Annotated in this window: 13 protein-coding genes; all 13 read left to right on the top strand. The window is 42.5% G+C overall.

What is annotated here, in order from left to right; genetic code table 11:
• Entirely contained in the window at positions 1-1,554 is a 1,554-nt protein-coding gene (locus tag SLH46_RS15975; RefSeq protein WP_320282210.1) for an arylsulfatase, read from the top strand.
• Between the two features lie 11 nt (positions 1,555-1,565).
• On the top strand, positions 1,566-3,857 hold the full coding sequence (locus tag SLH46_RS15970) for a glycosyl hydrolase family 95 catalytic domain-containing protein (protein ID WP_320282209.1): 2,292 nt from the start codon (positions 1,566-1,568) through the stop codon (positions 3,855-3,857).
• A 107-nt stretch (positions 3,858-3,964) separates the two neighbouring features.
• Positions 3,965-5,380, top strand: a complete 1,416-nt coding sequence (locus SLH46_RS15965) for an arylsulfatase (RefSeq protein ID WP_320282208.1) — start codon at positions 3,965-3,967, stop codon at positions 5,378-5,380.
• Between the two features lie 12 nt (positions 5,381-5,392).
• Positions 5,393-6,700, top strand: a complete 1,308-nt coding sequence (locus SLH46_RS15960; RefSeq protein WP_320282207.1) for a DUF3472 domain-containing protein — start codon at positions 5,393-5,395, stop codon at positions 6,698-6,700.
• An 11-nt stretch (positions 6,701-6,711) separates the two neighbouring features.
• The gene (locus tag SLH46_RS15955; RefSeq protein WP_320282206.1) at positions 6,712-8,124 is read left to right on the top strand and encodes a sulfatase family protein; all 1,413 of its coding nucleotides are present in this window, start codon (positions 6,712-6,714) and stop codon (positions 8,122-8,124) included.
• A gap of 15 nt (positions 8,125-8,139) precedes the next feature.
• Positions 8,140-9,627 (top strand): Gfo/Idh/MocA family protein, encoded by a 1,488-nt coding sequence (locus SLH46_RS15950; protein ID WP_320282205.1) that lies wholly within the window; start codon positions 8,140-8,142, stop codon positions 9,625-9,627.
• A 112-nt stretch (positions 9,628-9,739) separates the two neighbouring features.
• On the top strand, positions 9,740-13,774 hold the full coding sequence (locus tag SLH46_RS15945; protein WP_320282204.1) for a glycoside hydrolase family 2 TIM barrel-domain containing protein: 4,035 nt from the start codon (positions 9,740-9,742) through the stop codon (positions 13,772-13,774).
• Between the two features lie 250 nt (positions 13,775-14,024).
• Positions 14,025-15,929: an alpha-L-fucosidase gene (locus SLH46_RS15940; protein ID WP_320282203.1), complete on the top strand. Its 1,905-nt coding sequence runs from the start codon at positions 14,025-14,027 to the stop codon at positions 15,927-15,929.
• Between the two features lie 9 nt (positions 15,930-15,938).
• Positions 15,939-17,357: an alpha-L-fucosidase gene (locus SLH46_RS15935; RefSeq protein WP_320282202.1), complete on the top strand. Its 1,419-nt coding sequence runs from the start codon at positions 15,939-15,941 to the stop codon at positions 17,355-17,357.
• 32 nt (positions 17,358-17,389) lie between these two features.
• Positions 17,390-18,853, top strand: a complete 1,464-nt coding sequence (locus SLH46_RS15930; protein ID WP_320282201.1) for a sulfatase — start codon at positions 17,390-17,392, stop codon at positions 18,851-18,853.
• 274 nt (positions 18,854-19,127) lie between these two features.
• Positions 19,128-20,615: a Gfo/Idh/MocA family protein gene (locus SLH46_RS15925; RefSeq protein ID WP_320282200.1), complete on the top strand. Its 1,488-nt coding sequence runs from the start codon at positions 19,128-19,130 to the stop codon at positions 20,613-20,615.
• A gap of 175 nt (positions 20,616-20,790) precedes the next feature.
• Positions 20,791-21,840 carry a FecR family protein gene (locus tag SLH46_RS15920; RefSeq protein WP_320282199.1) on the top strand — a complete coding sequence of 350 codons (1,050 nt, stop codon included), beginning with the start codon at positions 20,791-20,793 and terminating at the stop codon, positions 21,838-21,840.
• A gap of 184 nt (positions 21,841-22,024) precedes the next feature.
• A complete protein-coding gene (locus SLH46_RS15915; RefSeq protein ID WP_320282198.1) occupies positions 22,025-25,234 on the top strand; it encodes a SusC/RagA family TonB-linked outer membrane protein in 3,210 nt (1,069 codons plus the stop codon).
• Positions 25,235-25,238: the final 4 nt, after the last annotated feature.

Genomic DNA, 25,238 nt, shown 5'->3' with positions numbered 1-25,238 from the left:
ATGAAAACACAAAGTATAAAACTTATTTGCGGCCTTCTTTTAATTGCTCTATGCAGTTGTCAGAAAAGTACTGAACTAAGCGGTTCTAAGCCGAATATCATTTTTATTCTGGCCGACGACATGAGCTATTACGATTTAAGTTGCCTGGGACAAAAAGAATTTTCAACTCCTAATATTGACAAACTTTACAATAACGGGCTGTTTTTTTCTGAGGCTTATAGTTCGGCTCCTGAATGTGCACCGGCACGTGGAACTTTGATGGAAGGAAAACATTTAGGCCACAGTCGTATTCGTTTAAACCGGTCGGTTCGAATGCAAGACCATTTAAAAGATGAAGATATAACCGTTGCCGAAATGTTAAAAACAGCGGGTTATAAAACGGGTTTTGTTGGGAAATGGGGAATCGGCCTTCCAGGTACTGAAGGTACACCCGACAAGCAAGGATTTGATTATGCCTACGGTTTTTACGACCAGCTGCGTGCCCACGGATTTTACCCGCATTACATGATGGAGAATGGCAAACAGGTTCCTGTTCCTGAGAATTATGGTTTCGACATGGATAATGCTTATGCGCATACAAACAACAAAGAGGGTTTAAATGTATACGACGAAAATGGTCAGCTTCTTCCCAAAGGAATTAAAGATCCTTACAAGGCAAAAAACTCGCAGGATTTGATCCATGAAAAAGCGTTGACCTTTCTGAAGGATAATCATGAATCGCCCATGTTTTTGTATTACGCCACGCAATTACCACATGGCCCATGTATTACTCCTGATTTGGGGGAATACAAAGACAAACCGTGGGAAATGAAACACAAAGAGTGGGCTGCCATGATGACCCACCTCGACCGCCACGTAGGCGAATTGGTAGACCTGACGGTTGAATTGGGAATTGATAAAAATACCATCTTTATTTTCTCTAGCGATAATGGTTATGCCCACTGCGGATATATGGGACGCAAGCATTGGGAGGACGATCCGCTTTTCAAAAACAAAGGGCCGTGGAAAGCCGGTAAGTTTGCTTCGTTTGATGGTGGTGTAAGAATACCTATGCTGGCCTACTGCCCGGGTAAAGTTCAAAAAGGAAACACCAGCCATAAAGTTGTGTTATACGACTTCCTGGCAACTGCTTGCGATATGGCAGGAGTGAATCCTCCTGAAAATGACGGTTTAAGCTTTGTGCCGCTTTTGCAGGGCAATACGGAACAACAGGAAGAACATGCCTACTTGTATTGGGGAGGCGGAACATTTACTCCACAGGCACAGGCTGTGCGAATGGGAGACTGGTTTGCTACACGGAATACTCCGGCAGAGCCGTTGCAATTGTGGAACCTGAAATATGATATTAGCTGTGAAAAAGATGTGGCAAAAGAAAATCCCGCGTTGGTGAAGGAGATTTTGGAAATAATGCAAAATGAGCATCGTGACAGCGAGTGGTACACAAACCCGGGAGATACGAAACAAATCTTAAAAGAGAAAAAAGAGAAGGCTGAAAAAGAAGGAACAATGCAGGTTCCGGTAAAAGCAAATTCAGTTTACCCTAAAATAAACTAAATCGATTAATGATGAAGCAACTAAAAATATTCGGACTATTGTTAATAGTTAGCCTGATTGCATGTACCAAAAAGGAAACTGTTCAGAGTTTTCAAGGTAGTAATCTGGTTTTCGAAGAATTGGCTAACGTTTGGGACGAAGCCATGCCCCTTGGAAACGGAATGGTGGGCAACCTGGTTTGGCAAAAAAACGGGAAATTACGTTTCTCGCTCGATCGTGCCGACCTTTGGGATTTACGCCCCATGGAAAACATTGACTTTGATACATGGAAATTTCAAGAAGTGTATGAGCATTGGAAAGCCGATGAATATCAAAAAGTTCAGGAAGTTTTTGATGCGCCATACAACAAATTACCTGCACCATCGAAAATACCTGCCGGTGCTTTGGAATTCGATATTGAAAAGCTGGGAAAAGTAAAAAAGGTGGAGCTTGATATTCAAGCCGCAATTTGTATCGTTGAATGGGAGAATGGCGCAAAACTTACCACTTTTGTTCATGCTGATAAACCTGCAGGTTGGTATCGATTCGAAAATATTCCCGAGGCATTAAAAATTGAATTAATAGCGCCTGCTTACAATCGGGAAAATACTGAAGGATATACCAGTCAGTCACGTCAGGATTTAAACCGGTTGGGCTACGAGCAGGGCGAAATTATTAATGGCGAAAATGAAATTACCTACAACCAAAAAGGTTGGGGAGAGTTTGCCTATCAAATTCATACTGAGTGGACAGACGACGCAAACAGTCTGATTGGGTGTTGGTCGGTTTCATCGGAGAACGAAGGATGGGAAGCCAGCCCCAAAGCCATTGAAGTAGTAAAAAATGAAATAGCTTCGGGTTATAAAGAAGCAGTGACGAGCCATAATAAGTGGTGGCAAAACTTCTGGAACCAATCATCGGTAAATATTCCTGACTCAGTTTTACAACGACAGTACTATTTAGAAATGTATAAGTTCGGCTCGGTAGCACGTGCCGATGCTCCTCCAATTTCGTTGCAGGCAGTTTGGACTGCCGACCACGGAAAGCTACCGCCCTGGAAAGGCGATTATCATCACGATTTAAATACCCAGCTTAGTTACTGGCCTGCATACACAGGTAATCATCTTCAACTGGAGGAAGGTTATATTAACTGGCTTTGGAAATACCGTCCGACCTTTAAAAAGTATACCAGGGAGTATTTTGGTGTTAACGGAATGAATGTTCCGGGTGTATGCACGCTTGACGGCGAACCAATGGGCGGTTGGATTCAGTACGCAATGGGGCAGGGAGTTGGATCATGGTTGTCGCATCATTTCTACTTGCACTGGAAATACACGATGGACCGCGATTTCTTAAAAACAAAAGCTTACCCGTGGTTGAAAGATGTAGCAACTTTTATCGATGAAATATCGGTGGTTGGCGCAGATGGCAAACGCAAACTAAAAATAAGTTCCAGTCCTGAAATCTACAATAATTCGGCTAAAGCCTGGTTTGGTAAGACCACCAATTTTGATTTGGCTTTAATAAGGTGGAATTTGACAAAAGCAGCTGAACTGGCCACTGAACTTGGACTGAATGAGGAAGCTAAAAAATGGATGGGGATTTTAGCCGAATGGCCGGAATTAGCTGTTGACGAGGAAACCGGATTAATGATTGCCCCGGAATTCCCTTATAATGAATCGCATCGCCATTTTTCTCATTTAATGGGATTCCATCCACTTGGCCTGATTGATTATTCGAATGGTGAAAACGACAAAAAAATAATCGATAATACCTTGAGTAATCTTGAACAACAAAGTTCTGACTATTGGGTGGGTTATTCATTCAGTTGGCAAGGTAATTTATACGCCCGGGCTTTTGATGGAGAGAAAGCAGCGCAGGCTTTAACAACTTTTGCTGAATGTTTCTGTTTGAAAAACTCGTTTCATGCCAATGGAGACCAGTGTAAAGCCGGTCATTCAAAATTTACTTACCGACCATTTACACTGGAAGGTAACTTTGCTTTTGCCTCGGCCATTCAGGAAATGCTGATTCAAAGTCATACAGGTGTAATAAATCTTTTCCCTGCATTGCCTGATTCATGGGCGAATTGTTCGTTTGAAAAATTACGAACAAACGGCGCTTTTCTGGTATCAGCAAAATATGAAAACAGCGAAGTTACAGAAGTAATAATAGAAGCAACTGTTAAAGGTACGGCAACAGTTAAATATCCATTCAGTACTCAAACCTACCTTGTAAATGGTAAGGTTCAGCAACATAGTGGCGATCCCTTACTGAATCTGGATATGGAAGAAGGTGAAAAGTTAATCTTAAAAATTCAATAGCAACTGATATAAAATGAAACAACTCATTTTTTTCCTGGCGGCAATAGTTTTTTCGAAAGTTCAGCACCGGTTAAAAAGTTAGTTGAAGCAATACAGTTAAGTTAATTATGACTCGTTTATTTTTATTAATAGTTATCGCAGCCTTTTTGTCATCGTGTACACAAAAGGTAGAGCTTGAGCCATCAAAGCCAAACGTCATTTACATTTTGGCCGACGATTTAGGCTACGGCGATTTAAGCTGCTACGGGCAGAAAAAATTCTCAACTCCAAATATAGATAAGCTGGCCGGACAAGGCATGCTTTTTACTCAGCATTATTCGGGAAGTACGGTGTGCGCACCATCGCGCTCTGCATTAATGACAGGCCAGCATACCGGGCACACTTATATTCGGGGCAATTGGGAGCGCCCGCCCGAAGGTCAGCACCCGCTAATTACAGAAAACCCAATACTGCCCGAATTATTTAAACAAGCAGGGTACACAACCGGTGCTTTTGGGAAATGGGGTTTGGGCTACCCGGGTTCCGAAGGCGACCCTAACAACAAGGGCTTCGATGTGTTTTTTGGTTATAACTGCCAAATGCTGGGGCACCATTATTACCCTTATTTTCTTCGGTCGAATCAGGACAGTTTGGTGCTGGAAGCCAATGCCGGAACAAAAACAGGAATATATGCTCCGCAACTTATTCACGAAAAAACCATTGAGTTTATCGAAGAAAATAAAGACAAGCCTTTCTTTTTGTACGTTCCTTCCATAATCCCTCATGCCGAGTTGTTTGCACCCGAAGAATACATGGAGCGCTTTAGAGGGAAGTTTGATCCCGAACATGCCTACAAAGGAGTTGATGAAGGTGAGCGCTTCCGCAAAGGCCCTTATGGCTCTCAACCCGAATCTCATGCTGCATTTGCCGCTATGGTTGCCTTGCTCGACGAGCAGGTGGGAGAGATTGTTGCAAAGGTGGAGGAACTGGGTATTGCCGATAATACCATTATCATTTTTACCTCCGACAATGGTCCGCATTTAGAGGGAGGTGCACAGCCCGATTATTTTGATAGCAATGGCCCGCTAAAAGGGTACAAAAGAGATTTATATGAAGGTGGTATCCGTGTTCCTTTTATTGCCAGCTGGCCGGGGAAAATACCTGAAGGAACTACATCCGACCATATTTCTGCTTTTTGGGACATCTTACCCACTTTCACCGATATAATTGGAGCTCCTGCCCCTGGGAATATCGATGGTATTTCGATGCTGCCAACACTAAGTGGCAAGGGTACCCAAAGTGAGCACGAGTACCTTTATTGGGAATTTCATGTTTGGGGTGGCCGAAAAGCGGTTCGAATGGGCGATTGGAAAGGAGTGCAATACGGAATTAGCAAGGATCCTGATGTGCCAATTCAACTTTATAACCTGAAAAACGACATTGGCGAAACCACTGATGTTGCTGATAAATATCCTGAAGTGGTAGAGCAAATAAAAGAGATTATGGGGAGTGCAAGTACCCCTTCTGAAATATTTAAATTTTAAACAGCTACTAAAATGACTCTAAAAAATATGAATAAAGGAATTGGTTTTTTGGCTTTGCTGCTGATTGTGCTGCTAAGTGCATGTAGTTCCGGGGAGAGGAGTGTTGTGTATACAGCATCGTTACCTGTTGAAGGCAACACCTGGACCGACAGTAATAAAGTAAAGTGGGATTATTCCCCTGAAACCCCGGGATCCATCATTTTGCCAGGTAAAAATGAGGCAACACGTACTTATTTTTGGACGGAGCAAACAGGTGAAATCCACATTGGTTTTTCTGTAAAAGCTGTTTCTGAAAATGTAAAAGTAGTAGGTGTTTTCAACGGAGAAGAAACCGTAATTGAATTAACACCCAGTTCTTCCGATAGCATTTATATGGGAAGCTATTCTATTGATACACCCGGGTATAATTGTGTGGAATTGTACGCACACGAAAGTAATGGTCAAACCACCGTTGAACTGGAGGCAGTTTTACTGGGTGGCGCAGCCGTACAAGAAGGCTTGCAATATGTAAAAGACGATTTCTACTGGGGCAGACGTGGTCCTTCGGTACACTTGAGTTACCAAATTCCGGAAGAGGCTGGTGATATTGAGTATTTCTATAACGAAATTACCGTTCCAAAAGGTCAGGATGTGTTGGGTTCGTATTTCATGGCCAATGGTTTTGGCGAGGGCTATTTTGGTATCCAGGTTAATTCACCTACCGAACGAAGGATATTGTTTTCGGTTTGGAGCCCCTTTAAAACGAATAATCCCAACGAGATTCCCGAGGATCAACGCATCAATTTGTTAAAAAAGGGTGAGTCTGTTTACACCGGTAAATTTGGCAACGAAGGCTCCGGAGGTCAAAGTTATTTAAAGTACAACTGGAAGGCCGGAGTTACTTACGGCTTTTTATTAAAGGCTAAACCTTCAGAAAACAACAGCACGATTTACACGGCTTGGTTTATGGATCCTGAAGTGAATGACTGGCAACTGATCGCCAGTTTCCGCCGACCTCAAACATCAACCTATGTGAAGCGTCCTCATTCGTTTTTAGAGAATTTTATACCTCAAATGGGAACTCAAAGCCGCATGGCCTATTATAACAACCAATGGGTGTGTAACACTGAGGGGCAATGGTATGAACTAACGGAAGCCAAATTTACGGCCGATGCAACAGCCCGAAAAGGCGCCCGACAGGATTATGCAGGAGGAGTTCTGGATGGAAAATTCTTCATGAAAAATTGTGGTTTCTTTAATGAGCGAGTGGCTTTTGATCAATATTTTGAAAGGGAAAAACAAGGTGAGAAACCAGTAATCGAGTTTAATAAATTGAAATAAAATATAGTAATATGAAACATCTGATCTTTTTCGTATTTATCGTATTCGGCGGTCAACTTTATGCCCAACAGGCAAATGTTAAGCAGCCTAATATTATTCACATTTTGGCTGACGACGTAGCTTTCGATGATCTGAGCTGTTTTGGCTCAAAAGATATTTCAACACCCAACCTTGACGCTTTGGCTGAAAAGGGCATGAAATTCACCAGTTTTTATGCACCGCACGGAACCTGCACACCTTCGCGAGCAGCCTTGCTAACAGGTCGGTACGCACCACGGGTGAATGGAGGCGAAGGTTTATATGTACTGTTTCCTCACTCAACCACAGGCTTGGAAGATGAAATGGAGGTTACTATAACCGAGTTGCTGAAGAAACAGGGCTACAAAACAGGTCTTTATGGAAAATGGCACCTTGGGCACTTGCCGCAGTACCTGCCTTGTGTACATGGTTTCGACGAGTTTTTAGGTATTCCTTATCCCAATGATCATGGACCTGAGCGTATCGGCAATAGTGGCTGGCGCCCTAACGGCATAAGCGATCCGGCCATTCCATTAATCGAACAGGCGCAGGTTATCAAACGCTGCGATAACAATGATTTGGCTGAATTACCGGCATTGTTTACCCGCGAGGCATGTAAGTTTATCTATCGTTCGGTAAAAGAAGATAAGAAACCCTTTTACCTACAGTATGCTAATATTGAGACACATACGCCATGGTTTGTGCCTAAGGGTTTTGAGGGGCGAAGTAAGGCTGCTGCTTATGGCGATGCGGTTGAATATTTAGATCGTTCGGTAGGCATCATCATGAACACTTTAAAGCGTCTGAATATCGAAGACAATACCATCATTGTTTTTTCCTCGGATAATGGTCCTCTCATTTACAGAGATGAAGAGCTGGAGAACTGCTATGGCAAATTTGGCTTTACCGACCCGGAACGCACACATGTTCTGCGTGAAGGCAAATACCAGCAGCGCTATGACGGTGGTATCCGGGTATCATGTATCATGTCGTGGCCGGGGCAGATTCCGCAGGGAACTACCTGTGATGAACCGATAACAGCAATGGATTTGTTCACCACATTTGCCAATATTACCGGGGCTGAAATACCTACAGATCGTCCTATCGATGGCAAAGATATTCAGTCGTTGATGAGACAGGAAGAAGGAGCCGTTTCTCCTCATGAAGCGATTTATGGTTACAGGGCCAGAGGCGGATTAATGAGTGTTCGTTATCAGAACTGGAAGCTGGTATTTAAACAGAAATATGACCCGGAAGGTAATAACGACGTGTTTTTGTACGACCTGAATACTGATTTGGGTGAATCAATTGATGTGGCTTCTGAAAACACTGATGTAGTGAAGAAGATTTTAAAACTGAGTGAAAAAGCTGAATTAGCAATTAAAGAAGGAAAACAACTAAATTAATAATAGAACAATATTATGACCACAAATAGAAGATCATTTTTAAAGAATATAGGAATTGGCGCAGGAGTTGTCGCCACTACACCGCTAATGGCATCGGGCAGTACTAGTCCAAAGGAAGAGGTTAAATTTATCCGCAAATCTGCCGAGCATGTTCCTGCAATGGAATTTAACATGTGTGGTTATGCAGCCCCAAAACTGGATAAAGTACGAATTGGTTTTGTAGGAATTGGTGATAGAGGAATTGGCGCTGTCGACCGTATGGGTTTTATCGATGGCGTGGAAGTAACCGCTCTTTGCGATACACGTCAGGCTGCTATTGATGGTGCACAAGCTTCATTGGCTAAGGCCGGATTACCAAAAGCAAAAGAGTTTACCGGTAGCGATACAGCTTTTAAAGCCCTTTGTGATAGCGGGCTGGTTGACTTGGTTTATATTGCTACCCCCTGGGAATGGCACGTGCCGGTAGCTTTGGCTGCGATGCGCGGCGGTAGCCATGCGGCTGTTGAGGTGTCAACAGCTAAAACCATGGACGAATGTTGGGAAATTGTAGAAGTATCGGAGCAGACCAGGAAACACTGTGTGATTCTGGAGAACTGCTGTTACGATTTCTTTGAGCTGTTAACTTTAAATATGGCGCGTCAGGGAGCCTTTGGTGATCTGGTGCATGGTGAAGGTGCTTATATCCACGATTTGGATTACTGGCATTTTAACAAACCACAAGATGACAAACCACGTGGTGATGGCGCTTACGATAAATTGTGGCGTTTGCATGAAAACACTCGCAAAGCGAATGTTTATCCAACACACGGCTTAGGGCCAATCTGCCAGGCGATGAATATCAACCGTGGCGACCGTATGGATTACCTGACTGCCATGATCTCTGATGATTTTACTTTGGCTAATCGAATAAAGGAGTTGGCTCCTGACAGACCCGATTTACAACAGTTTGTAGGTAAAGAAATGCGTGGTAATATGGATATGCAGATGATCCGAACTGTTAAAGGACGTACCATTATGATTCAGCACGATATCAGTTCTCCTCGTCCGTATTCACGTATTCATATGCTAAGCGGAACCAAGTGTTTTGCTCAAAAGTGGCCTTTGCAACACATCGCCTTTGGACACAATGTGGCGGATGACGCGAAAATGAAAGAATTAGAAGAGAAATACACACCCGAAATTGTTAAACGAATTGGTGAAATGGCCAGGCAGGTTGGTGGCCATGGCGGTATGGACTTTATGATGGACTGGCGTTTAATTGACTGTTTGCGCAACGGCCTTCCGATGGATATGGATGTATACGACGCAGCAGCCTGGAGTTGTATTACCCCACTAAGTGAATGGTCTATCGCCAACGGTTCCAAACCAATTGATATTCCTGATTTTACCCGTGGTAAATGGAGAACCAACAAGCCGGTTGAATTGACCTTAAAAGGTGGAGGTACAACAGGTGTGCGTAATCTTAAAAAAGCAGATTCTGACAGCCAGTTAAATGTGCATTAGTCACATAGAAAAAGGTTAGTGATGATCAGAGAAACTGTAGTCGTAATTATATTGATGAATGCTTAATAATTCGATTACAGTTTTCTGACAAATAAAAAATTAAGTAGATTTTATGAAGAAGACAGCAATCGCATTGTTTGCGTGTTTTGCAGCATTGTATTGTTCAGCTCAGGAGCAACTGGAAGGTTACACTTATGGTGATAAGGATGCGCCTACCGGAAAAGAGTGGGAATCACCATCACATATTGCCCATAACAAAGAACAGCCACGTGCTACTTTTTACTCTTTCCAGGATGTTAAAAGTGCCCGAAAAGTATTGCCCGAAAATTCAGAATACTGGCAATCACTTGATGGTAACTGGAAGTTTAACTGGGTAAAACGTCCCGAGCTTCGTCCTGTTGATTTTTACAAGCCCGATTCTGATGTCAGTAACTGGGATGAAATTCCGGTTCCTTCTAACTGGAATATTGTAGGTCTGGGTAAAGATGGTGGCCAGAAATATGGCACGCCCATTTATTGTAACCAGCCGGTTATCTTCAAACACAGTGTAGAAGTTGATGACTGGAAAGGTGGTGTTATGCGTGAGCCGGCTAAAGATTGGGTGACTTACGAGGCACGGAATGAAGTGGGATCCTACCGTCGCGATTTTGAAATTCCCGAAAATTGGGATGGACGTGAAGTTTTCGTTCAATTCGATGGTGTAGACTCGTTCTTCTACCTGTGGATCAATGGCAAATATGTTGGTTTCTCAAAAAATTCGCGTAATGCAGCTACGTTCGATATCAGTCGGTATTTGATAAAAGGCAAAAACGTTATTGCCGCCGAAGTGTACCGTAACTCTGACGGTTCTTTTCTGGAGGCACAGGATATGTTCCGCCTTCCCGGCATTTTCCGTACCGTACAATTGTATTCGACTCCCAAAGTGCAGATCCGCGACTTGTTCGTTCTGCCTGAATTGGATGATAACTATGTTGATGGTTCACTGAAGATTGCTGTTGATATTCGTAATTTTAGCAAAAAAGCAGCTAAAGGTTATAAAGTTGATTATTCACTATTTGCCAATAAGCTTTACTCAGATGATAACGAACGTGTTGAAAATACTGTGGCAACAGCTTCGGTTCCGATTGTAACGAGTGGGGCACAGACAAGTGCAACAACCGTTATGCAGGTACAATCGCCAAAACAATGGTCAGCAGAACTTCCTTATCGTTATACTTTGGTTGCCGAACTGAAAGATAATAAAGGCAAAGTTATTGAGACTGTTTCGGCCTACACCGGTTTCCGTGAAGTCGTGATTAAAAATACTTTAGCTAAAGATGATGAATTCGGTTTGGCCGGTCGTTATTACTATATCAATGGCAAGACCGTTAAACTGAAAGGGGTCAATCGTCACGAAACACATCCGGCAACAGGACATACACTGACGCGTGAGCAAATGCAAGAGGAAGTGATGCTAATGAAACGAGCCAATATTAATCACGTTCGAAACTCACACTATCCTCCTGCTCCTTATTGGTACTACCTTTGCGATAAATATGGTATTTATCAGGAAGACGAAGCCAACATCGAATCGCATCAGTATTATTATGGTGAAGCCTCGCTTTCGCATCCGCCGGAGTGGAAAAATGCCCATGTTGGTCGTGTGGTTGAAATGACACACCAGAATAAAAACTATCCATCCATTGTCATCTGGTCGCTTGGTAACGAAGCCGGTCCGGGTAAAAACTTTGTTCACGCTTATGATGCACTGAAAAAAATCGATGTGTCACGTCCTGTGCAATACGAACGCAACAACAGCATTGTGGATATGGGCTCTAACCAGTATCCTTCTATCGGTTGGATGCAAAATGCGGTAACCGGTAAAATGGATATTAAATACCCGTTTCACATCTCTGAATATGCCCACTCAATGGGTAACGCCTGTGGTAACCTTATTGATTACTGGGAGGCCATTGAGTCGACTAACTTTTTCTGTGGTGGTGCAATCTGGGACTGGGTAGACCAGGCTATTTATAACTACAGACCCGATGGTACGCGTTATCTGGCTTATGGTGGCGATTTTGGCGACAAACCCAATAGTGGTCAGTTTGTAATGAACGGGATACTTTTTGCCGAACGCGATCTGAAACCTCAGTATTACGAAGTGAAAAAAGTATACCAACATTTTGGTGTGAAAGCTTTGGATATTGAAGAAGGCACGTTTGAAATCTTCAATAAATATTACTTCAAATCGCTTGCTGATTACGAGTTGATATGGTCGGTCTGGGAAAACGGTACTGAAGTTCAGGATGGTCAGTTAGCGCTCTCAGCAATCGCTGCCCGGACGAAAAGCACCGTAACACTTCCGTATAACTTTGGCGATTTTGAAGCCGGTTCTGAATACTTTGTAAAACTGCAGTTTATTCTGAAAGAAGATCAGCCGTGGGCGGAAAAAAACTATGTGCAGGCTGAAGAGCAGTTCTTGCTGAAAACAAAAAGCACGGTTCCAGCTATTGCCGAAGTGGCCGGTACTGCGGGAGCTTATAAATTAGAGCTCGCCGATGCCGGGAACAACATTAAGATTATTCAGGGTAAAGGTTTTACTGCCAAATTTAATCTTGAAGACGGTTCTCTTTACGGGCTTGTTTACAATGGTCATACTGTTATTGCTGATGGCAATGGACCAAAGCTGGATGCATTTCGTGCTTTCGTAAATAACGATACGTGGGGATACCGCAGCTGGTATGAAAAAGGTCTGCATAACCTGAAACACAAAGCGGTTGATGCTAAAATCCGAACCAATGATGATGGAACTGCGACATTGGCTTTTACAGTTGTTTCTCAAGCTCCCAATGCCGCTCGGCAACATGGAGGTACCAGTGGTAATGTTATAACGGTTGAAGAACTTATTGATACTAAGTTTGGAGAGAACGATTTTCGTTTTGTAACAAACCAGATATGGACCGTTTACCCGGATGGATCAGTTGAACTTCAATCGAGCATCACATCAAATGAGCCACACTTTGTACTGCCGCGACTGGGCTACTCAATGACCATCCCTAAAGAATACGAAAACTTTACGTATTATGGACGTGGCCCTATCGGTAATTATAACGACCGAAAAACAGCTCAAAATATTCAGAAATATACAACGACTGTTGGCGACGAATTTGTAAACTTTCCGAAACCGCAGGACATGGCCAATCACGAAGAAACCCGCTGGTGTGCATTAACCAGTAATAGTGTTGGTAATACAACCGGTGCCGTATTTGTGGCGACCGGCGATATGGCTGTTAGCGCCCTTACATACACTGCTCAGGAAATGGCAACTTCAGCTCATATCTATGAACTGCCCGAAGCAGGTGATATAACATTGCATCTCGACACCAAAGTTTCGGGTCTGGGTGGTGCCAGTTGTGGACAGGGTGGACCGCTTGAACATGACCGGGCATTTGCAGGTCATAATGATTTTGGTTTTATCATTCGTCCTGCAGGTTCCAACCTTGATAAAATTGCCAATGTTGCGCCTTCAGGCGAAGTTCCAATTGCCATTACACGCTCTGATAACGGCGTCGTTACAATTTCTTCAAGCAATGCGGATGCAAAACTATGTTATACCATAAACGGTAGTGCTGTAGGGGATTATACTGAGCCAATTTCGTTGCGTGATGGAGGAGTTGTTAAAGCTTGGTACAAAGGCAACAAAGATTCGGAAATTACAATGAAATTCAATAAAATCGAAAAAATTGAAACCACTGTTGTATTCACCAGTAGCGAAGAGCCTGGGAGTAGTACTACGGCTAAAAACCTGGTAGATGGAGATCCTTCAACGACCTGGCATACCATGTATTCAGTAACTGTGGCACAGTTTCCTCATTGGGTTGACTTTGACTGTGGTGAAGCCAAATCAATCAAGGGATTTTCATACTTACCTCGTCAGGACGGTGGACGAAACGGGGATATAAAGGACTATACGATTCATATAAGTATTGATGGAAAGGACTGGGGTGATCCTATACATAAAGGTGGTTTCTCCGCCGACAAAAAGGAGAAGCGCGTACTATTCAGTAAGCCTGTAAATGCGCGATTTATTCGCTTTACCGGTTTAAGTTCACAGAACGGACAAGATTTTGGCGGTGGGGCTGAGTTTAATATCCTGGCCGAATAATGTATTACTTATCAGGATTCGATAAAATTATTACGCATTTAGCGTTCGCATAGATTTAGTTTAGTTCGCAAAGAGGGGGTATTGTACTCCCTCTTTTTTTATCAATTTTGCCCGCATTTTATTACTTTTGAAAAAAATTAAAATGATAACACGGCAAATTGAAATTTATTGCTTAGGAGGGGCGTCTTGTTTGGTTCTTAAAAAAACGGAATTACCCAAAAATTGATACAAGTACTAAAATAACAGATGGATGAACAGAAGACTGAAGATAATAAACATGGTTATTTTACTCACATTGTGTTGCGGACATTTCGCCAATGCACAATGGTCAGTAAAAGGTGACACAACGGATAAAAAAGCCCGCTGGAACCATCTTCATATGTTTTCGGAAGAAGAATGGGATGCCAGTAATTTTGCTTCTGAGGAGGAAATGCAGTGGTTTAATGATGCCCGCTATGGCATGTTTATTCACTTTGGGCTTTCAACCTACATTGGCAAAGACCTGAGCTGGGGTATGTGTTACACCCGGAAAGCACCCGATAAAGGGCATGGCCCGATTGCTGATTCGGTGTGGGTGAAATACCCGGAAAAATTTGTTTTCGAAGACTTCGAAGCCAAAGAATGGGTGAACATCGCCAAACGTGCCGGCATGAAATACATCGTTACCATAGCCAAACACCACGATGGTTTTCACATGTGGGACACCCAATATTCCGATTTTAAGGTGACCAACACACCCTTTGGGCGCGATTATTTAAAAGAAATTGCCGATGCCTGTCATGAGGAGGGAATGAAATTCGGAATTTACTATTCGCAGCGCGACTGGTATCACCCCGACTATGCACCGGTCGACACCGCACTGATCGACCAGATGGACGAAGCCCCTTATTTCAGACCAAAATCCGGAGTGAAGGAAGTAAAACCGGGACCCAGTCATCAGAAATACATCGATTACCAGTTTAATGTGGTGCGCGAACTTTGTACAAATTATGGCAAAGTAGATGTTTTCTGGTTCGATGCCACCTGGTGGGGAGGTATGTTCACCTCGGATATGTGGGAGTCGGAAAAACTAACCCGAATGATTCGGGAACTTCAGCCCGGGATTATCATCAATAACCGTGCTTCGCTTCCCGGAGATTTTGACACCCCTGAACAAAAAATCGGGATGTACCAGTTTCGTCCCTGGGAAAGTTGTGTAACACTTTGTGGTTCGTGGTCGTGGTCGGACACACCCACAAAATCGAAAAAGAAAATCGTTGAAATGCTAACGGCAACTGCTTGTGGTAACGGAAATATGTTGTTGAGTTGGGGCTCGAAATGGGATGGCGAATTCGATCCGGTTCAGGTTAAACGTCTGGAAGAAGTGGGCGGTTGGCTTAAACAATACGGACAAACCATTTACAATACCAAAGGCGGACCCTGGTATCCTGAAAAGTGGGGAGGCAGCACCTGGCGTGGAAAAACCGCGTTTGTACACATTACCGGCGAAGTAGGAGATACGCTTTCATTACCTGCAATTGAGAATAAAATTGTATCTGCAAAAGTACTCACCGGCGGAAAGCTCAGCTTCAGCCAAAATGAAAAGCAGGTATTTATTAACCTGACGAATGTAAACAGGGATGTTGAGTCTGTTATCGTTGAACTTACGTTCAAGAATGAAATCGATGGAATGGTGACCGAAAAGCGATCGAAATCGAGGTTTGATGATCCGTTGTATGGTAAACAACTCACCGAAAATATAAAACTGGAACTCAGTTCTCAATCAGTTCTCGACAATCCTGAGCATCATAAATTGCTTTTGGGAAACACCTTGTTTAACAGTGCTTTCGCTTTTCATACAAAAGCAGAAAAAGAACCGTATGCCATAATCGATTTGGGAAAATTGTATTCGGTAACCGTTGTAGACTTGTACAATGATAAACATTACACTGGAAATCCGGGTACTTTTGAAGTATTGATTTCTGAGGATGGAAGAACCTGGCAATCAATTGAGAAGCATAATAAGGCATTCACTCAGTGGGAAGTTCCGGTGGCTCAGTTTAATGCCGGAATTCAGCTTCCCGGGGTGGAAGCACGGTATGTAAAGGTAGTGCTAAAAGCGAATGCGGAAGATGCACTTCACTTAAAAAGAGTACACATTTATACATTAGATTAATATTTGATTATGAAGAATATTGCAACCTATATTGTTTTGACGCTTTCATTTGTTGTATTGTTTTTATCAAATGCTGTGAGTCAGAAATTACCCAGAGAAAGCAGTGAAATACCTGTGCCAACACAAGCCCAAGTTAACTGGCAGAATGCCGAGATGGTGGCTGTTTTTCATTACGATCTGCACGTGTTTGATGGAAAGAAATATGTGCAGCGCGAAAACCGGATTACTCCCGTGCCCGATTATAACATTTTCAATCCCAAAAAGCTGGATACCGATCAGTGGATAAAAGCTGCAAAGGATGCCGGTTGTAAAATCGCAATTTTAACAGCAACGCACGAAACCGGTTTCGCCCTTTACCAGAGCGATGTAAATCCATACAGCCTGAAAGCTGTAAAATGGAGAGATGGCAAAGGAGATATTGTAAAGGATTTTGTTGAATCGTGCCGGAAATACGATGTGTTGCCTGGAATTTATATCGGTATTCGCTGGAATTCGTTTTTGGGTGTTTACGATTTTAAAGTGAGCGGCGAAGGTGCTTTTGCCGAAAACAGACAAAAATATTACAACAGTATTTGCGAGGGAATGACCGAAGAACTGATGTCGCGATACGGCGATTTGGCTATCGTTTGGTTTGATGGTGGTGCACACGGCCCCGAAAAGGGCGGTCCCGATGTTTTGGGTATTTTCGAAAAACACCAGAAGAATTGTATATTTTATCACAACACGCAACGTGCCGACATACGTTGGGGAGGAAGCGAAAGCGGAACAGTTCCTTATCCAAGTTGGGGAACCTATCCTTATCATTATTCGCACTCCACCAACCAGGAAATAATTTTTAAGAATAACTTTCAACTTTTAAAAGAAGGCGACCCAAATGGGGCGTATTATATGCCCGCCATGAGCGATGCGCCGCTACGTGGTTATAATGGTCGGCACGAATGGTTTTGGGAACCCGGCGATGATGATGCAGTCTATCCTTTAGATAAACTGGTGAACATGTATTACAATTCGGTGGGGCATAACAGCTCGTTAATTTTGGGTTTAACTCCTGATGCTGATGGCTTGCTGCCTGAATCCGATGTAAAACGCCTAAAAGAACTGGGCGATGAGATCAAAAGCCGGTTTGCAAATCAACTGGCAACGACCGCTGGTGTTGGTACTAAATTCACCCTTAAACTGAATAAAGGCCAAAAAGTGAATCAGGTTGTAATGGCTGAAAATATTGAATCGGGCGAACGTGTGCGAAAATTTGTGTTGGAAGGAAAAACGAACAAAGGCTGGCAAACCATTTTTGAAGGTTCTTGTATCGGACACAAGTTTATTCATCTTTTTGATGAGATGGAAGTGAAGGAACTGAGGTTAAAAATTAGCGAATCGAGAGCAGAGCCGCAAATTGCAGCGTTTTCAGCTTTTTATATTGAGAATTGACAATTAAAGAGATACTGTATAATATACTGAGTATGAGTTTGAAGAGTAGTTTGTTGTTTTACATTTCTGTTTTGTTTGTATTAACCGCCTGTAAGAGTAAGTCGGAAGTGGAAAAGCCCAACATTCTTTTCATTTTAGTAGACGATTTAGGATGGGCTGATTTGGGTTATACCGGCAGTAAATATCACGAAACTCCCAATGTTGACAAACTGGCAACTGAAGGAATGGTATTTACCGATGCTTATGCAGCTTGTCCGGTATGCTCTCCGTCGAGGGCTGCAATAATGAGTGGGAAATATCCGGCACGGCTCGATCTGACTGACTATATTCCGGGCAACCGGCAATGGGGGCCGCACAAAGATCAGAAATTGGCTTCGCATCCGTTTAAACTGCAACTCGACCTGGAAGAATATACACTTGCTGAAGCACTGAAAGATGCAGGATATAAAACCATGTTTGCCGGGAAATGGCACTTGGGAGAAGAGGAGAAATACTATCCTGATCAGCAGGGATTCGACATAAATATTGCAGGAAATAAAACAGGTCATCCGGCAGGTGGGTATTTCTCTCCCTATAAAAATCCTCAAATTGAAGATGGTTACGAAGGGGAATATTTAACTGATCGTTTGACCGATGAAGTCATTCAATTTATCAGGCAACATAAAGATTCTACCTTTTTTGCATATCTATCCTATTACACCGTTCATCTCCCGTTGCAGGCCAAACCCGAAAAAGTAAAAAAATACCAAGACAAACTTGCTGAAATGAATTACAGCGATGAAGAAAGTTTCAACGAAGGAAAAACCTGGTTTAAAAACATTCAAAACATGCCAAGATATGCAGCAATGGTTGAAAGCATGGATGAAAATGTAGGACGTGTTCTCGATGTACTCGACGAACTTGGGCTGGCCGAAAATACAATAGTGGTTTTTACCAGCGACAATGGTGGAATGGCCAGCAATACAAACAAGGATTTGATCCCAACTACGAATGCGCCGCTCAGGGCAGGAAAAGGTTTTCTGTATGATGGGGGAATTCGCGAACCTTTGCTTATTCGCTGGCCTTCGAAAATTCAAAGTGGTAGCAATAGTACACCGGTCACCGGAGTCGATTTGTATCCAACCTTGCTCGATCTTGCCGGATTATCGATGAACACTGAACAACACAAGGATGGCGTTTCATTAAAACCTTTGCTGGAAAATGAATCCATTGCTGAACGTCCGATTTTCTGGCATTATCCGCACTATAGCGGCGGCTTGGGAGGAAGGCCGTCGGGAGCTATTCGACTTGGGAAATACAAGCTCATCGAATTCTACGAAGACATGCACCTTGAACTGTATAATCTGGAAAACGATATTAGTGAAAAAAACGATCTGTCGGCTAAGTTTCCTGAAAAAACTATTGAGCTAAAAAATCTATTGCATCAGTGGAGAAATGAAGTTGATGCACAAATGCCTTATCCAAATCCGGATTACGAACTTGTTAACAAAGAATAGTACAACTGAAATAATTACCATGTATAATCCGAAAATTGTGAATAGAAATGAAGTATTATAAAACGGTGTAAATTTATATTGAGCTGAAGGATTAAGGCTTTTAGAAGCCGATAACTGGAAAATGAATATTACTTTACTACACAAACGAGACAGATATTTACTTTTCTCTCCAACAGTTTTGAATCAAGATATTCTGCATTTTAGTGTAGGGTAATCGACCGAATTATTCGTCAATAAATCAAAACAGATAAACGAATACTAAATAACGAATAAAATGAGTACAAATCGTAGAACGTTTTTAAGAAATATTGGACTTGGAGCAGGTGTTGTTGCCAGTACTCCGCTGATGGCGTCGGCTGGTGTTACTGAAAAGGAACAGGTGAAATTTATCCGCAAATCGGCTGAACGTGTTCCTGCCATGAATTTTAACATGTGTGGCTATGCTGCACCAAAATTGGATAAAGTACGAATTGGCTTTGTTGGTATCGGCGACAGAGGTATCGGAGCAGTAGACCGTATGGGTTTTATCGATGGAGTTGAAGTTACTGCCCTTTGCGATACACGTCAGGCTGCGATTGACGGAGCACAGGCTTCGTTGGCAAAATCGGGTTTCCCGAAAGCAAAAGAATTTACCGGAAGCGATACCGCGTTTAAAGCATTGTGCGAAAGCGGACTGGTTGATCTGGTTTATATTGCAACTCCGTGGGAGTGGCACGTACCTGTTGCACTGGCAGCAATGCGTGGTGGTAGTCATGCCGCTGTAGAAGTTTCTACCGCTAAAACCATGGACGAATGTTGGGAAATGGTTGAGGTTTCGGAACAAACCAAAAAGCACTGTGTAATTCTTGAAAATTGTTGTTACGATTTCTTTGAACTCTTAACCTTAAACATGGCGCGCCAGGGGGTATTTGGTGACCTGGTGCATGGCGAAGGTGCATACATTCATGATCTGGATTACTGGCACTTTAATAAACCACAAGACGATAAACCTCGTGGCGATGGAGCTTACGATAAATTATGGCGTTTACACGAAAATACACGTAAAGCAAATGTTTATCCAACGCATGGTTTAGGCCCAATTTGTCAGGCAATGGATATTAACCGTGGCGATCGTTTGGATTACCTTACGGCAATGATTTCTGACGATTTTACTTTAAAAAACCGCATAAAAGAATTAGCGCCCGATCGTCCGGACTTACAGCAGTTTGTTGGTGTTGAAATGCGTGGTAATATGGATATGCAAATGATTCGTACCGTAAAAGGACGTACCATTATGATTCAGCACGATATTTCATCTCCACGCCCGTATTCGCGTATTCACATGTTAAGTGGTACAAAATGTTTTGCTCAGAAATGGCCTTTACAACACATTGCGTTTGGTCATAATGTAGCCGACGATGCAAAAATGAAGGAGCTGGAAGAAAAATATACGCCTGAAATTGTAAAACGTATCGGTACCATGGCAAAACAAGTTGGTGGTCACGGAGGAATGGACTTCTTAATGGACTGGCGTTTGATCGATTGTTTGCGTAACGGTTTGCCAATGGATATGGATGTTTATGATGCTGCAACATGGTCGTGTATTACGCCATTAAGTGAGTGGTCGATTGCAAACGGTTCGAAACCAATTGACGTTCCTGATTTCACTCGCGGTGCATGGAAAACAAACAAACCTGTTGAGTTAACGCTAAAAGGTGGTGGCACAACAAAAGTGCACAATCTTCGTAATGCCAACTCAGAAGGACAACTAAAAGTAGAGTAAACAGGACCGGAAAAAATACCCGCAAGGGCATATGTTCTGATTAAGAATTATATTTTTGGGCAATTATAGATTGCCCAAAAATTTATAATTGCTTAAGCTATAATAAATTCCATTTTGAATGTAGGGTTTGTGTAGTTTCGACACGTCTTACATATGTGGAATACAACTTTAATTAATGACCAATACAAATACAAATATTGAAAATCTTCTTTCGAAATCTGTTTTTGGCGGATTGAGTGAGGAAGAGAAATCGCAACTCGACAAATGGATTTCCGAATCGGAGGAGAATGCCGGAGAGTATGAGGCATACCAGCAATTGTGGAAGAAATCTGAAGAATTGGTTGTTGGTGATTCCATCGATGTGGAGGCCTCGTTGTTAAAAACGAAAGAGCAAATTTCGTTTACCGATTCGAAAAAACGTTGGTTGATCATTGCAAGACAGGTTGCCGCTGTGTTATTAGTTTCTATTACAATTTCAGGTTTGTATACCTATTTTTCGAAGCCTGAAAAAGAGCACGTGGTTTACCAGGATATTTCAACGGCATTTGGCACACAAACCGAATTCGAATTGGCAGACGGTACAAAAGTGTGGTTAAACTCAGGTAGCCATATCCACTATCCAAACTCTTTCAATAATATGGACGAAAGACGGATAGAGTTGGTGGGCGAGGCTTTTTTCGAAGTCACAAAAAATGCTGAGAAACCATTTATTGTAGAAACATCGGCCCTCGATATAAAGGTACTAGGAACAGCTTTTAATGTTTCGGCGTATACCGGTTCGGAAAATCTAACGGTTGCGCTAAAAGAGGGGAAGGTTAGTCTGCACAAAGCAGGTTTGGCTGCCGAGGAGGATGCATTGGTTTCGCTGGTGCCCAACGAAGTGGCGGTTTACAACAACAAACAAAACGATATCGTAATTCATAAAGAGAAGAGTTTGAATAAGTACAATGCCTGGAAAGATGGAAGGATTGTATTTTTTGAAGATGGAATTGAAACGGTAGTACAAAAACTGGAAAACTGGTACAACGTTGATATTGAAGTTGCTGATAACGAATTAAATGAATTGATTTTTACAGCAACATTTATCGATGAGCCATTGGAACAGATATTAAATTGGCTAAGTATTTCATCTCCGATAAACTACTCCATAACTCCGGCAACCAAAAATGAGGATGGTATTTATTCAAAACGAAAAATCATTATAAAGGAGCGCAATAATAGATAGAAATAGTTTTTAAGTTTTTCAAAAAGGAACACAGGGAAGATTTGAGCTCTTCCCTGTGCGAATTTCACCTGACTTGTCCTCAGGCAAAAATTTTGTTTGAATCTAATTCACGTCAAAAATAATAAAAAAAGAAGATTGACAGGAATTTCCTGTTGATTCCAATTTTATTAAAGTGATTTAGATTATGAAACTGGTAATTTTTTTTACATCATTACTAGCCCTCTCATTAATTTCGAATAAGGTTAATTCGCAGAATCCGCGTATTAACCTAAACCTGTTTAATGTAAGCATTAAGGAAGTTTTGCAGGAAATCGAAATTCAAAATCAGTATTACTTTTTATACAACAACAATTTAATGGATGTTGAACGAAAAGTGGATCTAAACATTCAAAATAAAAGGATAGATGAAGTGGTAGAACTGCTATTCGAAGATCAGGCAGTGGATTTTACCATCCAAAATCAGATGGTTATTCTTTATCCTGTCGATGGTTTTTCTGCTAATGGAAATAAAACGGCTATCAGCGGAAAAGTAGTCGACAAATCCGGTTTGCCGCTTCCCGGGGTCTCCGTTCTTATCCGGGGAACTTTTTCGGGTACGGTAAGCAATTCTCAAGGTAAATTTAACCTTTATACGGCCAAAGCACAACCAATTATCGATTTCTCATTTATTGGCATGGAAAGCCAAACCGTGACTTATTCCGAACAGGAGTTTTTAACGATTACCATGATGGAATCGAGCCGAAATATCGACGAAGTAGTTGTTGTTGCTTACGGTACACAAAATGTATCTACACTCACCGGTTCGGTTCAGGCAATAAACAAAGATAAGTTAATGACTGTTGCCAGCCCATTCCTGCTAAACCAGTTAAAAGGCGAAGCAACCGGGTTGCTCGTGTCCAGTTCTTCAGGAACGCCGGGCGAAAAACCGGCATTACGAATTCGTGGCGAGGGGTCGATAAACTATACAAATGAACCGCTTTGGGTAGTCGACGGAGTTATTTTCGGAACCAGTTCGCCCGATATTAATCCGAACGATATTGAGTCGGTATCGGTGTTAAAAGATGCCGCTGCCGCTGCACTTTATGGTTCACGGGCTTCAAACGGAATAATCCTGGTTCGTACAAAAACCGGGAAAATAAACAGCTCAACGTTCAACTTAAAAACAAGCACCGGAGTATCGCAGGTTAATCACGGTAATTTAAACCTGATGAACGGGCAGGAGTTGTACGATTACGTAATGTCGATGGACGGAAATATACTTCCCGGCCAATTTCCTGCAGCCGATTCTGAAGGTGTACTAAACGGCGTCGACTGGCAGGATATCGCTTTTCAGAATGGAATTGTACACGATTATAATTTATCGTACAGCGGGGGCAACGACCGCACAATGGTGTATACCAGCCTCGGTTATTTTAACGAAAAGGGAGCTGCACGTGGTCATAAATGGGAAAAATTCTCAGGCCGGATAAATCTCGATTATAAAGCATCGGAAAAAGTAAAACTGATGTTAAAGGGAGAGGGGATTTTCCAGAATAGTTTTAACAACGAAAACGATTTGGTGTATGGTTCATATATTCTGCTTCCGTGGGATAATCCATATTTTGATGATGGTACAATAAAAGTCGGGCGGTCTGAAATTGATGGCGAAAAATGGTACGGACGAAGCCAGTGGAACCCGCTCTACGCCCGGCAATACAACTATAGCAAAAACCGAAGTACCCATTACATGACCGATTTGGGGGTTGAATATAAACTTACCGACTGGCTGACTTTTGTTTCGAATAACCGGATAAAAACAAGAACATCGAGATTTGAGTCATTGGACGATTCGCGCACTCCTGACGGACAGGCCGATTCGGGAGTTCTGTTTAACGAGTACAGGTTTGTGCGCGATTTGTCAACCAGTAACGTTTTCCGATTTAAAAAGGATTATAACAGTCATTCGGTGTTTGGTGTTATGGCTTACGAATATTCTCATTCGTATTCCGATGGGTTGAGTGGCGAAGGAAAAGGAATTTACCCGTCGCTTGAAATTATGAATGGCGCCTCAGAACCAAAATCTATAGGAGGAGTAAAATCAGAATCTGCTTTTCTGTCGTTACTCTCGAATGCACAATACGTGTACAACAACAAATACATGGTTCAACTTTCCTATCGTCGCGACGGTTCATCGCGGTTTGGATCCAATCAACGTTTTGGGGATTTTTACTCTATCGGAACTTCCTGGGTGGTTACCAAAGAGGACTTTATGCAGACCTTAGGTTTTGTCGACAATCTGAAAGTACGACTGAGTTACGGTTCGGTTGGAAATGCCAATATATCGGATTATGTGGCGTTGGGACTGTATATCATGACGGTTCAATACAATGGTGAACCCGGAGGATTTCCGCGCAGGTTACCCAATCCCGATCTAACCTGGGAGTCGAACAAAAACTTCAACTTCGGGATCGATACACGATTATTCGACCGGATAACACTAACGCTGGATGCCTACGATAAAAAGACTGAAAACCTATTACAAGATGTTCCTCTTCCGCTGGTAACCGGTTTTTACTGGTACACCGACAATGTGGGATCTATACAAAACCGCGGGGTAGAATTTAGCCTCGATGCCGAAATTGCAAAGTTGTCGCCATTTAAATGGAACACCAGCCTGAATATGAGTTTTAATAAAAACAAAGTATTACAGCTGAACGACGGAAAAGACATTTCGAAAGGCGATAAAATCATTCGCGAGGGCTGGGACATCAATACCTGGTATTTGCGAAAATGGGCCGGTGTTGATGCCTCGAACGGTAATCCTTTATGGGAAAAAGTTACCATTGCCGAAGATGGTTCGAAAATTATTGAAAAGACATCGAATTACAGTGCGGCGACCTTACAAAACATGGGGAGTTCGTCGCCCAAATTTTTTGGTGGATTTATGAATACGTTCGCTTACAAACAGTTTAAACTCGATGCCAACTTTAACTTTGTTTGGGGCAATAAAATCTACCACGAATTGCGCGAGTTGCTCGATAACGACGGTGCATATCCAACTTACAACGCTATGCGTTTAGCCGACGGTTGGAGTCGTTGGGAAAAACCGGGCGATGTGGCAACACATCCCAAACCGGTGTTGTTGGGCAATAAATTGTCGAACAAACCATCGTCGCGTTATTTGGAAGACGGCAGCTATCTGCGCTTGAATTACCTGAGTTTATCGTATGCAGTGCAGAGCTCATTTATTCAAAAAATGGGGATTAACAGTGCAGAGCTAAGACTAACCGGTGAAAACCTCTGGACTGTAACAGGATTTTCCGGAATGGATCCGGAAGTGGGAATTGGAGGGTATGGCGGAACGTTGTATCCGGTTACGCGCAAGTATATATTTGGATTGGAAATAAACTTTTAATGCA

This window comes from Draconibacterium sp. IB214405 (assembly GCF_033963885.1).
Taxonomy (GTDB): Bacteria; Bacteroidota; Bacteroidia; order Bacteroidales; family Prolixibacteraceae; genus Draconibacterium.
The sequence above is the reverse complement of the archived record's forward strand: the minus strand, read 5'-3'. Positions and strand labels throughout refer to the sequence as shown.

What these genes read in the sequence shown, in the direction of transcription:
- SLH46_RS15975 (WP_320282210.1), top strand. Translation starts at nt 1, where the DNA reads ATGAAAACACAAAGTATAAAACTTATTTGCGGCCTTCTTTTAATTGCT.
- SLH46_RS15970 (WP_320282209.1), top strand. Translation starts at nt 1,566, where the DNA reads ATGAAGCAACTAAAAATATTCGGACTATTGTTAATAGTTAGCCTGATT.
- SLH46_RS15965 (WP_320282208.1), top strand. Translation starts at nt 3,965, where the DNA reads ATGACTCGTTTATTTTTATTAATAGTTATCGCAGCCTTTTTGTCATCG.
- SLH46_RS15960 (WP_320282207.1), top strand. Translation starts at nt 5,393, where the DNA reads ATGACTCTAAAAAATATGAATAAAGGAATTGGTTTTTTGGCTTTGCTG.
- SLH46_RS15955 (WP_320282206.1), top strand. Translation starts at nt 6,712, where the DNA reads ATGAAACATCTGATCTTTTTCGTATTTATCGTATTCGGCGGTCAACTT.
- SLH46_RS15950 (WP_320282205.1), top strand. Translation starts at nt 8,140, where the DNA reads ATGACCACAAATAGAAGATCATTTTTAAAGAATATAGGAATTGGCGCA.
- SLH46_RS15945 (WP_320282204.1), top strand. Translation starts at nt 9,740, where the DNA reads ATGAAGAAGACAGCAATCGCATTGTTTGCGTGTTTTGCAGCATTGTAT.
- SLH46_RS15940 (WP_320282203.1), top strand. Translation starts at nt 14,025, where the DNA reads ATGAACAGAAGACTGAAGATAATAAACATGGTTATTTTACTCACATTG.
- SLH46_RS15935 (WP_320282202.1), top strand. Translation starts at nt 15,939, where the DNA reads ATGAAGAATATTGCAACCTATATTGTTTTGACGCTTTCATTTGTTGTA.
- SLH46_RS15930 (WP_320282201.1), top strand. Translation starts at nt 17,390, where the DNA reads ATGAGTTTGAAGAGTAGTTTGTTGTTTTACATTTCTGTTTTGTTTGTA.
- SLH46_RS15925 (WP_320282200.1), top strand. Translation starts at nt 19,128, where the DNA reads ATGAGTACAAATCGTAGAACGTTTTTAAGAAATATTGGACTTGGAGCA.
- SLH46_RS15920 (WP_320282199.1), top strand. Translation starts at nt 20,791, where the DNA reads ATGACCAATACAAATACAAATATTGAAAATCTTCTTTCGAAATCTGTT.
- SLH46_RS15915 (WP_320282198.1), top strand. Translation starts at nt 22,025, where the DNA reads ATGAAACTGGTAATTTTTTTTACATCATTACTAGCCCTCTCATTAATT.